Source organism: uncultured Phyllobacterium sp., from assembly GCF_902479695.1.
Classification (GTDB): Bacteria; Pseudomonadota; Alphaproteobacteria; order Rhizobiales; family Rhizobiaceae; genus Phyllobacterium; species Phyllobacterium calauticae.
The window spans coordinates 33,185-44,727 of the sequence record NZ_CABSQF010000009.1; the positions used below are offsets into that span (position 1 = coordinate 33,185).

11 protein-coding genes are annotated in these 11,543 nt (G+C 61.5%); 7 read left to right on the forward strand and 4 right to left on the reverse strand.

What is annotated here, in order from left to right; all coding sequences use genetic code 11:
- Positions 1-34 precede the first annotated feature (34 nt).
- The 5 genes from ligA to RDL77_RS07630 all read left to right on the forward strand — a co-directional run bounded on the left by ligA (position 35) and on the right by RDL77_RS07630 (position 6,566).
- Positions 35-2,179 carry an NAD-dependent DNA ligase LigA gene (gene ligA, locus RDL77_RS07610; RefSeq protein ID WP_288192412.1) on the forward strand — a complete coding sequence of 715 codons (2,145 nt, stop codon included), beginning with the start codon at positions 35-37 and terminating at the stop codon, positions 2,177-2,179.
- Positions 2,176-2,880 (forward strand): DUF2461 domain-containing protein, encoded by a 705-nt coding sequence (locus tag RDL77_RS07615; RefSeq protein ID WP_288192413.1) that lies wholly within the window; start codon positions 2,176-2,178, stop codon positions 2,878-2,880. Before ligA ends, RDL77_RS07615 begins: the two co-directional genes overlap by 4 nt.
- A gap of 224 nt (positions 2,881-3,104) precedes the next feature.
- A complete protein-coding gene (locus RDL77_RS07620) occupies positions 3,105-5,369 on the forward strand; it encodes a TonB-dependent hemoglobin/transferrin/lactoferrin family receptor (protein ID WP_288192414.1) in 2,265 nt (754 codons plus the stop codon).
- 152 nt (positions 5,370-5,521) lie between these two features.
- Positions 5,522-6,268: an AzlC family ABC transporter permease gene (locus tag RDL77_RS07625; RefSeq protein ID WP_223612746.1), complete on the forward strand. Its 747-nt coding sequence runs from the start codon at positions 5,522-5,524 to the stop codon at positions 6,266-6,268.
- A 1-nt stretch (position 6,269) separates the two neighbouring features.
- Positions 6,270-6,566 carry an AzlD family protein gene (locus tag RDL77_RS07630; protein ID WP_130270011.1) on the forward strand — a complete coding sequence of 99 codons (297 nt, stop codon included), beginning with the start codon at positions 6,270-6,272 and terminating at the stop codon, positions 6,564-6,566.
- Position 6,567: 1 nt separating this feature from the next.
- Here RDL77_RS07630 and RDL77_RS07635 read toward each other — a convergent pair whose 3' ends face one another.
- The 4 genes from RDL77_RS07635 to RDL77_RS07650 all read right to left on the reverse strand — a co-directional run bounded on the left by RDL77_RS07635 (position 6,568) and on the right by RDL77_RS07650 (position 10,260).
- Positions 6,568-8,394: an aminopeptidase P family protein gene (locus RDL77_RS07635; RefSeq protein WP_288192415.1), complete on the reverse strand. Its 1,827-nt coding sequence runs from the start codon at positions 8,392-8,394 to the stop codon at positions 6,568-6,570.
- Between the two features lie 168 nt (positions 8,395-8,562).
- Positions 8,563-9,444 carry a 50S ribosomal protein L11 methyltransferase gene (locus RDL77_RS07640; protein WP_288192416.1) on the reverse strand — a complete coding sequence of 294 codons (882 nt, stop codon included), beginning with the start codon at positions 9,442-9,444 and terminating at the stop codon, positions 8,563-8,565.
- Between the two features lie 26 nt (positions 9,445-9,470).
- Positions 9,471-10,064: an SCO family protein gene (locus tag RDL77_RS07645; protein ID WP_288192417.1), complete on the reverse strand. Its 594-nt coding sequence runs from the start codon at positions 10,062-10,064 to the stop codon at positions 9,471-9,473.
- 34 nt (positions 10,065-10,098) lie between these two features.
- Positions 10,099-10,260 carry a hypothetical protein gene (locus RDL77_RS07650; RefSeq protein WP_223612750.1) on the reverse strand — a complete coding sequence of 54 codons (162 nt, stop codon included), beginning with the start codon at positions 10,258-10,260 and terminating at the stop codon, positions 10,099-10,101.
- Positions 10,261-10,328: 68 nt separating this feature from the next.
- On the opposite strand from RDL77_RS07650, the gene RDL77_RS07655 reads away from it, so the two are divergent.
- Entirely contained in the window at positions 10,329-10,961 is a 633-nt protein-coding gene (locus RDL77_RS07655) for a DapH/DapD/GlmU-related protein (protein WP_223612751.1), read from the forward strand.
- 82 nt (positions 10,962-11,043) lie between these two features.
- A complete protein-coding gene (locus RDL77_RS07660) occupies positions 11,044-11,526 on the forward strand; it encodes a CreA family protein (RefSeq protein ID WP_288192418.1) in 483 nt (160 codons plus the stop codon).
- The last annotated feature ends 17 nt before the right edge of the window (positions 11,527-11,543 follow it).

The following is an 11,543-nucleotide window of genomic DNA, read 5'->3' on the forward strand; positions in this document are numbered from 1 at the left end:
CCGCCGAATCCGTATTTTCAGCGTCGGACAGGCCATGGCAGACATTCCCGTAGAAGAATTGAGCGAAGCAGAAGCGGCAGAGGAACTCGGCCGTCTGGCGGCGGAGATTGCCCAGCACGACTACCGCTACAACACGGAAGATGCGCCAACGATATCCGATGGCGAATATGACGCCCTGCGGCGGCGGAACCTTGCCATCGAGCAGCGTTTCCCGCACCTGAAGCGCGAGGATTCCCCCTCGAACAAGGTAGGCGCGACGGTCTCTGAAAAGTTCGGCAAGGTCACGCATTCCATCCCGATGCTGTCGCTGGATAATGCCTTTTCCGATCAGGACGTGCAGGATTTTGTCGACCGCATCCGCCGCTTCCTCAAGCTGGGCGCCAGCGCGCCGGTTGAAATCACCGCCGAACCGAAGATCGACGGACTGTCCCTGTCGCTGCGCTACGAGATGGGCCGCCTGGTCACCGCCGCCACCCGCGGCGACGGCACGACAGGTGAAAACGTCACGCTCAACGCCCGCACGGTCGCGAGCATTCCGAATGTGCTGGGCGGCAATCCGCCCGAGGTGCTGGAGGTGCGCGGCGAAGTCTATATGAGCCATGCGGATTTTGCCGCGCTGAACGAACGCCAGACGCAGGATGGCAAGCCGGTCTTCGCCAATCCGCGCAATGCGGCGGCGGGATCGCTGCGCCAGCTCGACGCGACGATCACCGCATCGCGGCCGCTGCAGTTTTTCGCCTATGCCTGGGGCGAGGTCAGCGCCATGCCTGCGGCAACGCAGATGGGCATGGTGGAGGCGTTCAAGTCCTACGGCTTCCGCGTCAATCCGCTGATGCAGAAGTTCGAGACGGTGGATGGCCTGGTCAGGCATTATCACCAGATCGAGGAACAGCGTGCGACGCTGGGCTATGATATCGACGGCGTTGTCTACAAGGTCGATGATCTCGCTTTGCAGCAGCGGCTGGGCTTTGTCTCCCGCAGCCCGCGTTGGGCCATTGCCCACAAGTTCCCGGCGGAACAGGCAATCACCATCCTGCGCGGTATCGACATTCAGGTCGGGCGGACCGGCGCGCTGACCCCTGTCGCCCGGCTTGAACCGGTGACGGTCGGCGGTGTCGTCGTCACCAATGTGACCCTGCACAACGAGGACTACATCAAAGGCATCGGCCAGAACGGCCAGCCGGTCCGCGAGGGGCGGGACCTGCGCGTCGGCGATACCGTCGTGGTGCAGCGGGCGGGCGACGTCATCCCGCAGATCGTCGATATCGTCGCGGACAAGCCGCGCGGCCCGTCCGCCTATGTCTTCCCGGATACCTGCCCGGCCTGCGGCTCGCATGCGGTGCGCGAGGAGGGGGAAGTGGTCCGGCGCTGCACCGGCGGGCTGATCTGCCCGGCGCAGGCGGTGGAGCGCATCCGGCATTTTGTCTCGCGCAATGCCTTCGACATCGAGGGGCTTGGCGAAAAGCAGGTCGAATTCTTCTTCAAATCCGACGATCCGGCCCTGCATATCGGCACGCCTGCGGATATTTTCACCCTGAAGAAACGCCAGGCGGCATCGCTGGCCAAGCTGGAAAACATCGACGGTTTCGGCGCTGTCTCCGTCAAGAAACTCTATGACGCGATCGATGACCGGCGGCAGGTGGCGCTGAGCCGCTTCATCTATGGTCTGGGCATTCGCCATGTCGGCGAGGTCAATGCCAAGCGGCTGGCCAAGGCCTATCGCTCCTACGCGGCGCTGGCAGCCGTTGCGCAGGCGGCGACCCTGCCGGCGGACAAGTCCGACAAGGGCAACGACGCCTGGCGCGAGCTCAATGATGTCGAGGGCATCGGCAGCATCGTGGCCGAGGCACTCGTCGATTTCTATGCGGAAGAGCACAACCGGACGGCGCTGGCTGCCCTGCTCGCTGAAGTGACGCCGCTGGACGAAGAGGTGCGCACCGTCAGCAATTCGCCGGTTGTCGGCAAGACCATTGTCTTCACCGGTTCGCTGGAGCGCATGTCGCGCGACGAGGCGAAAGCCATGGCCGAACGCTACGGCGCCAAGACGGCCGGGTCCGTCTCGAAAAAGACCGATCTGGTGGTGGCCGGGCCGGGCGCCGGCTCCAAGCTGACGCAGGCACAGTCCCTTGGCATTGAAGTCATCGATGAAGACGCCTGGTTTACCCTGGTGGGCGCATGAGCGAGACGGTTTTCAAGGGGTTTGGCGACAAGGCGCTGCCTTTCCTCAAGGCGCTGGATTTTCACCAGAACCGGGAATGGTTCGTTGAGAACAAGGATCTGTTCGAAGCCCACCTGCACGAGCCGCTGGGCGACCTTATCGATGATCTGATCGCCCGGTTTGAAAAGGCCGGATTGCCGTTCAAGGGGGACCGCAAGAAATCGCAGTTCCGCATCAAGCGGGACACGCGCTTTGCCAAGGACAAGAGCCCCTACAACCGGCATCTCTCCGCACTGCTTTCGCCCGATGGCAGCAAATGGGCCGAATCGGGCTGCTTCTACGTCTGCGTCGGCCTTGCGGACTACAAGGGCTGCTATGCCGCCGTCGCGTGGTGGCAGCAGAAGCCGGAGCTTCTCGCAGCCATGCGCAAGGCCATCGTCGACAAGCCGGAGAACTACCGCGCCATGGTGGCCGCATTGAAAAAAGGCGGACTGACCTTAAGCGATTACGACCGCCTGAAGCGCACGCCGCGCGGCTTCGAAACGGTGACCGATCCCGACCTCGTCGAAGCCCTGCGCAACCGGCATTTCGTCGTGCGCCATCCCATTGATCCGGACGGCATTACCTCGCCGGCGCTTGCCGATGAACTCTTCGCCTTTGCATTGAAGGCCAAGCCGCTTATCGACTGGGGAAAAAAGATCGAGGGAACGCTGGTTTCCTGATGTGCCGACGGGACAAATGTGGTGCTGCGGCAACACCGTTCCGGCCAATAAATCGGCCTGAAATAATTGGTGTATTTAATATTGACTTTTATAGTCATGTTTTTGTACTGAACAAATGTACAGCGTGAATACACGCAGATAATTTCCGCTCAGCAAGCCATGAACACGGCGCGGTCTTCGCGCTCAACGTTAAGCCAGCCAAGCATTCTCTCGGGGGTTTGGATATGGTTTTGACACGGAACATGCTTGCGCGCCTGATGTGCGGTAGCGCGGGTACCTTGCTGGTTGTGGGGTTGGGCACGGGCGCAGCGTTTGCCCAAAGCGCACCGGCAACCGGTGAAACAATCGAGCTGGCGCCGATTGTGCTCAAGCGCAATCAGAGCGGCACGGAGGCGACGCCGCTGACGACGACGACCGAGCGGGAAACCATCCAGAAACGGATGGTCGATAATTTCCAGGATCTGGGCCGCCGGGTCGATGCGGGCGTCAACTTCAATTCCACCTCGAAGAGTATCAATCTGCGCGGTCTCGACCAGGACCGGGTGCTGACGACGATCGATGGCATCCGCGTGCCGTGGATTTCCGATCCGCGCGGAACGCAGGGCGGTCTCGACGGCTTCGATTTCGACGGGCTCTCCAAGATTGACATCACCAAGGGCGCCGACTCAAGCCGCTACGGTTCGGGCGCGCTGGGCGGGGTTGTCCAGATGCGCACGCTCGACCCGTCCGATGTCATCAGCGATGGGCGCAATTGGGGCGTTCTGACCAAGGGCACCTATGACAGCGGCGACAAAAGCTGGCGCACCAATGCGGCGGTGGCGGCCCGTGCGGGCAATACGGAATTCCTCGTGCAGGGCGGTTATCGCCAGGGGCACGAGAAGGATACCCCCGGTGATATCGGCGGTTATGGCACTGGACGGACCGAGGCCAATCCGCTTGATTACGATCAGGGCAATGTGCTGGTAAAACTCTACCAGAATGTCGAAGGCGGCCATCGTTTCGGCCTGACCGGCGAAATCTTCAAAAAGGATTCCGATTCGGACAATTTCATCGGAACGACATCGGCCTATGTGCCCGACAGCTTCAAGTCCGGCGAGACTTATGAACGCAAGCGCATTTCCGGCAGCTATGATTACATCGCCCCGGACAAGGGCGGCTGGGTGGATGAGGCGCACGCCGTTGCCTACTGGACACAGCAGACCCTGACCAATACGACCGATGCCATCCGCTTGCCGGATGCCAGGGCGCGGATCATTCGCGGCGACCCGTTCCGCTATGGCTTCCCCTCGGGCGTGTACAAGCGCGACAACGAGCTGAACCTCGATGCCTATGGCTTTACCGGCTATGTGGTCAAGGAAGCCGAGATCGGCGACATCAGGCACAAGTTCCGCATCGGTACGGAAATCTACCGGCAGAACATGCATCAGTACGCGGCGGGCGTCGACAATTGCCCGAGCGTCGACTGGAGCAAATTGCCCCAGCCTTTCGGCCCGCAGACCTGCCGCATGCTGCATGCCAACAGTTCCGATATGCCCGACGTGCAGTCGACCGGATTCGGCATCTATGCCGAGGATGATATCGAGCTTCTGAATGGCCGTCTGACCCTGACGCCGGGCGGGCGTTTCGATTGGTACGAGCACAATCCGCAGTCGACCGCAGCCTATGAGCATGGCCCCAACTTCAACGGGACATTGCCGGCATCCAACAGCGACTCACGCTTTACGCCGAAGCTGCGGGCGACCTATCACGCCACCAGCGAGCTGGATTTCTATGTGCAGTGGGCCCAGGGCTTCCGCGCGCCGTCCGCGCAGGAACTGTTCCAGAACTACGGCGCGCCCGGTTCCTATGCCCGTGTCGGCAATCCCGGCCTGAAGGCCGAGACCAGCAACGGTTTCGAGGTTGGCGCCAAGTATGAGAGCGACAGATATGCGCTGTCGGCCAGCGTCTTCAACAATTACTACCGCAACTTCATCGGCACCGTGACCATTGCACCGCCCGGCGGCGAGTATCCGGTTGGCGGCATCACCGGTTATGCCAATCTCAATCGCGTGCAGATCTACGGTGCCGAACTCAATGGCCGCGTCAATTTCGCCGAGAACTGGGTGACATGGGCATCGGTTGCCGTTTCACAGGGCAAAAACACCGAAACCCAGGAATATCTGAACTCCATCCCGCCGATCCGCGCGATTGTCGGCCTCGGCTACAACGCCGACAGCTGGGGTGCCGATGTTTCGCTGACGATGGCCGCAGCGCGCGACAAGGTCAGCGGCGGCGGTTTCGTTGCTCCAGGCTATGGCATCGTCGATACGACAGCCTATTGGGAGCCGAAGTTTGCCAAGGGCATGAAGCTCCAGGCCGGTGTCTTCAATGTCTTCGACAAGAAATACTGGAATGCCACGGATGTCCCGAACGATATCAATCTCGCGGTGGCCGACCGCTACGCCGAAGTGGGCCGCAGCTTCCGCATTTCGCTGACCCAGAAGTTCTGAGTTCAGCCGATAGCCGGGTCTGGTGTGCGTGTCGAAACACGCACACTATCGACGCAGTTGGCCAGGCCGTTCGACGCTGCAGCAACATTGATGATAGCGATCAACAATTCTCACGTGACAGGCTGGCCAACCTGCCTTAGACCACGCTCATCATGAGCGAACAAACATATCAAGACGAAACCACCGTTGCGCGGCGGGCAGGCTTTGGCGTGGAATTCTGGCAGGGGTTCCGTCGCGGGCTTCCCGTGATGATTGCCTCGGCGCCTTTCGGCCTGCTGTTCGGCGCGCTTGCCATCGATAACGGCTTTACCGTGTTTGAAGCGGTGCTGATGAGCGCGGCGATTTTTGGCGGTGCGAGCCAGATGGTCGGCATCGAACTGTTCGGCCACAATATTCCGGCCTGGCTGATCGTCTTTTCCATCTTCGCGGTCAACTTCCGCCATGTGCTGTATTCGGCAGCCGTCGGCCGCCGCATCGGCCATTTCACCATTCCCGAAAGCCTGTTGAGCTATTTCCTGCTGACCGATCCGCAATATGCCGAGACCGAAAAGCGGGCGGAATCCGGCGTGCCCGTCACCTTTGCCTGGTATCTCGGCGTGGCGACGCCGATCTATGTGATGTGGGTGGTGGAAGCGTGGATCGGCGGGCTCTTCGGCAATCTGATCAAGGATCCGCATGCGCTGGGGATCGACATGCTGCTGCCGATCTATTTTCTCGGCCTGGTCATGGGTTTCCGCAAACGCTCCAACTGGGCGCCCATCGTTATCGCCAGCGGCATCGCATCGATTGTTGCGGCCAAGACCATCGGCTCGCCCTGGCATGTCAGCATCGGCGCGCTCGCGGGTATCTTGACCGCCGTGATCGTGGCGAAACCCGATAAAACTACGGGGGAGAACTGAGATGTCGACGATCTTCTGGATCATCCTGGCCGGTGCCGTGCTGACGTTCCTGACCCGCATCGGCGGTCATCTCGTCCTGTCGCGCTTCGACCGCGTGCATCCGCGCGTCGAAGTGGCGCTCAATGCCGTGCCTGCCGCGGTTCTGACGACGCTGGTCGCGCCAGCCATCGCCACGGCGGACTGGCGCGGCGTGGTTGCGCTGGTGTTCGCCGGGCTGGTTTCGCTGCGGTTCAATGCGCTGACGATGTTTCTCGCCGGCGCAGCGATGATCATCCTGCTGCGCCAGCTTCCCGTATAAGTTACCCGAGCGGTTCGGTTGCCTTGATCAGCCAGTCGCGGTCAGCGGCGCTGGTGTGCGGCAGCAGAACCTCGCGCACCTGTGCGTGATAGGAATCGAGCCATACCAGCTCTTCCCGGATGAGCAGGCTGGTATCGATCAGGCGCTTGTCGATCGGGCAGAACGTGATCGTTTCGAAACCCATCATCTGGATATCGCCGCCCTCTGGCACGACAGGTTCCGTGACAATGAGCAGGTTTTCCGTGCGGATGCCGTAGCCGCCGGGCTTGTAATAGCCGGGTTCGTTGGACAGGATCATGCCTGGCAGCAGTTCGTGCGTGCCGCGCTTGGAAATGCTCTGCGGACCCTCATGCACCGACAGGAACGAGCCGACGCCATGGCCGGTGCCGTGGCCGTAATCATAGCCCTGCTTCCACAGGGCGATACGGGCGAGTACGTCGATGTCCATGCCGCGCGTGCCCTTGGGGAAGCGCGCGGTGGTGATGGCGATGACGCCTTTGAGCACCAGTGTGAACTTGCGTTTCATGTCGTCCGTCGGCTTGCCGACCGGCAGGGTGCGGGTGATATCGGTCGTGCCGTCGCGGTACTGGCCGCCGCTGTCGATCAGATAGAGCTCGCCATCCTGCAACTTGCGGTTTGACTGGGTGTTGACCCGGTAGTGGGCAAAAGCACCATTGGGACCGGCGCCGGATATGCTGTCGAACGAAAGGTTTTCCAGCGGCATCTGGAAGCCTTCGGCCACGGTGCGGCGGGTTTCCTCCAGCTTCTTCGCCGCATCGATCTCGTCGATGGTGCCGGGTGCCTGCGCGTCGACCCAGGCCAGGAACGACACCATGGCAATGCCGTCGCGCTCATGCGCTTTGCGTGCGCCGGCCAGTTCAGCGGCGTTTTTCAGGGCGCGGGGCAGGCGGGCAGGATCCGTACCTTCGACAATCCTGCCGCCGGCATGGTCGACCACGAGCCGCAGTTTTTCCGCCGCGAGCGCCGGGTCGAGCGTCACGGCCTTGCCCTGTGCGCCGAGGCTGGCGACATCAGCTTCAAGGGCCGATGGCGGGCGCAGCGTTGAGAGCTGGGTCAGGTAAGCCTCCGTCTCGATGGGCAGCTTGCGCTTGTCGATGAAGAGCAGCGGTTCGCCGGACACCGGGATGATGGCGAAGGACAGGGGCAGCGGCGTGTTGCTGACGTCGTTGCCGCGGATGTTGAAGGCCCAGGCAATGGAGGAGGGATCGGTCAGGACAGTTGCGTCAGCCTTGGCCTTCTCCACCGCTTCGGCCAGTTCCTTCAACTTGTCGCTGGCGAGTTTCCCGGCATATTTTTCCGGCTGGATGGTCACGGCTTCGAGCGGCGGGGCAGGCTGGTTTTCCCAGACCAGATCGACCAGATTGTGCTCGACCGCCACCAACGTGCCGCTATTGGCTTCCAGCGCTTCGCGCAGCGCCTTGGTTTCGGCAATGGTGTGCAGCCACGGGTCGAAGCCGATGGTCAGTTTGCGGCCGCTGTTGCGCAGCCAGACCGGTGGCGGGGTTTCCACCAGGCTTTCCACGCTGAAAACCGCCGGGTCGGTCTGCTCGGCTGCCTGCAGCGTGTAGCGGCCGTCGACAAAGAGATGCGCCTTGTTTTTCAGGACAAGCACGACACCGGCGGAACCGGTGAAACCGGTCAGCCAGGCCAGGCGCTGGGCGCGCGGCGGTACATATTCGCCCTGGTGTTCGTCCGCACGGGGAACGAGAAAACCGTCAAGACCGAGGGATTCGAGTTCGGCGCGCAGCTTGGCGACGCGCGGGGCGCCGGTGGCCGGATTGCTGACGACCTCAAACGACTGGAACATGGTGATGCAAACCTCTGCTGTTGGGTGATGGAACCTATCTTTCGATCACGGCGGAGGCAATGGAGGCGCGCGGTTTGCACCGGGTTTTTCAAGACGGCACGCGCCAAAGAACCGGGCACATCGTCTGCGCCGTCTCAAACAAAGGGCAGCGAAAGCCGCCCTTTTGATTCAGTAGGTGGATTTCGCCTTGAGGTGCAGGGTGACCCATCCCTCGCGCCGCAGCGTTTTCTGGTGGAAAAGACCCTGTACGCGATAGGCCGCCAGCACCTTGTCACGCTGGGTTTCCAGAATGCCCGAGAGAATGAGCGATCCGCCCCAGGCCAGATGCTTGCGCATCTCAGGCGCGAGCTGCATCAGCGGGCGGGCCAGGATATTGGCGACGATCAGGTCGAATGGCGCGGCAAAGCGCATGGCCGGGTGATGGAAGCCCGTGGCCGTCTCCGTCTGGACGCGCGCGGCGACGCCGTTTTTCACCACGTTGTCCTGCGCCACCGCCACCGCCACCGGATCGATATCCGTGGCCAGAACCGGAATGGGGGCAAGCTTGGCAATGCCGATGGCCAGCACGGCGCTGCCGGTGCCCAGATCCAGCGCATTGCGCGGATGTTCGCGGCGGATCACCTCGCCGATCATGTCGAGGCAGCCGGAGGTCGTGCCGTGGTGGCCGGTGCCGAAGGCAAGACCGGCGTCGATCTCGATGCCGAGGTCGTTGATGCGGCGTTTGTCGCGGTCGTGCGAGCCGTGCACGAAGAACCGTCCGGCACGCACCGGCGAGAGGCCTTCGAGCGAATGGGCGACCCAATCGATATCGGGTACCTGCTCGCGCTGCACGTCGAGGCTGAAGGCATGGCTGCCCAGGATATCGCGGATGCGCGGCTCGATCTCGTCGGGCTCGAACGTATAGACCGAGACGTCGAAGATTTCCGCATCCTCGTCCACTTCGAAGGTGGAAATCGGCAGGCCATCCTCTTCGAAGGCAAGCTGTAGCAGGTCGAACACGCGGTCGGCTTCGATCTTGCCAGCGGTGAGGAACAGGCGGGTCTGGGTCATCGGGTCGGATACTTTCGGGGTAGTCTCTAGCTCTTGGCCAGACGTTTCAGCTTTGCCACAGCCGTATCAGGATTTTCGCCATAGGCAATGGTGCCGAAGAAACCGCCCTTGCTATCCAGAAGAAAGACCGAGGCGGTGTGGTCCATGGTGTAGTCACTGCCTTGGGTGGGAACCTTGCGCGCATAGACGCTGTAGCCCTTGAGCATCGCCGCCATCTTGTCCGGATCGCCGGTTATGCCGGTGATGCGGTCCGAGACATTGCCGACATAGGTTTTCATGACGTCGGCGGTATCGCGTTCGGGATCGACGGTGACGAAATAGGCGTTGATATTCTGGCCTTCGGGCCCGAGCTGCTTCAGCCAGGCATCGAGTTCGAACAGGGTGGTCGGGCAGATTTCCGGGCAATGGGTGAAGCCGAAGAACACCGCCGACGGTTTTTGCTGGAACGCCGCCTCGGTGACCGGCTCGCCGTTCATGGTCACAAGCTGAAACGGTACGCCGAAGGGGCCGGCATTGGCGGAGCCCGGCTGATGCCGGTAGGACTGGAACGTGATCCATCCGGCCGCGGCGGCCAGCAGCATGATCGCCACGACAAGAAACGGCATCAGACGTCTGTTCATAAGTACATTTCCTCTGGGGGCTGTGTTGGCGCTTCTATATGCACCAGGAAAGACCAGCCTGGATCAGCGACAGGAAGATCGTATCGCCATGGTTGAACCATGCGGCAAAGGTTGCGCCCGTCGCCATGGCTGCAAAGAGTGCCAGTGTCGTGTAGAGCGTCAATCGCGATGGGCTGATGGAATAGGATGATTTCATGCGGGGATTATAGGATTTCACCGGCTTTTATGCAAAAGAATTGCCGCAACCTTATTTGAGAAAGCACGATGGCTGATCCCGACGACCTCCGCTTCCAGAATCCCGAACCGCGCATCCACCCGACGGCACAGCTCAAGGGCGTCAAGCTCGGCCGTTTCGCCGAGGTCAGCGAGCGGGTGATCCTGCGCGACGTGACGATGGGGGATTTTTCCTACATCGAACGCCACAGCGAAGGCATCTATGCGGATATCGGCCGCTTCTGCTCGATCGCGTCCAATACGCGCATCAACGCGCTGGAACATCCGATGGAACGGCTGACCACCCACAAGGTGAGCTATCGCCCCAATGAGTTTTTCCGGTATCAGGGGGTCGATTTCGGTTTCCGTGCCCGGCGGCAGGCCAAGCGCGTCAGCATCGGCCATGATGTGTGGATCGGCCATGGCGCCGTCATCATGCCCGGCATCAGCATCGGCCACGGCGCGGTGATCGGTGCCAATGCTGTGGTGACCAAAAACGTGGCGCCCTACACCATCGTCGCGGGCAATCCGGCGCGCCTGATCCGTCCGCGTTTTCCCGCCGCCATTGCCGAGCGCCTGATGGCGCTGGCCTGGTGGGACTGGCCCGCGACGACGATTTTCGAGGCCATCCCCGATATCCAGTCGCTGGGCATCGAGGATTTTCTGGCGAAGTGGGAACGATAGGAGCGGCGGGCCGTTCTGCTTGCAATTCCACAACGCCGTATCCAACTGTGTCTGGCAACCCAACCATTTCAGGAGATTCTCGATGAAGCATATGCTCGCTGCTCTGGCCCTTCTGGGCGCCGCCATCCTGCCGGCTCAGGCGGAGGAGGTCGGCAAGGTCGGCGTCGACTGGCTGGGCAATGACATTGTCATCGATGCGGTTGCCGACCCGAAGATCCAGGGGGTGACCTGCCATCTCGCCTCGTTCTCGCGCGGCGTGATCGACCGGCTGCAGAAGGGCAACTGGTTCGAGGACCCGTCCAATGCCTCGATCTCCTGCCAGCAGACTGGCCCGATCATCATCGGCGACATCAAGCTGGGCGAGGGCGGCGAGCGGGTGTTTTCCGAGCGCACCAGCCTGATCTGGAAGAAGCTGAACATCACCCGCATCTACGACAAGCAGAACAATGCGCTGATCTATCTCGCCCATGCGAGCCAGGTGCAGGATGGATCGGCCAAAACCTCCATCGCCACGATTCCGTTGTTTGCCGGAAATGTCACCTGGACCAAGGGCAAGCCGGAATAGGTTTGGGGTGTTTCCGT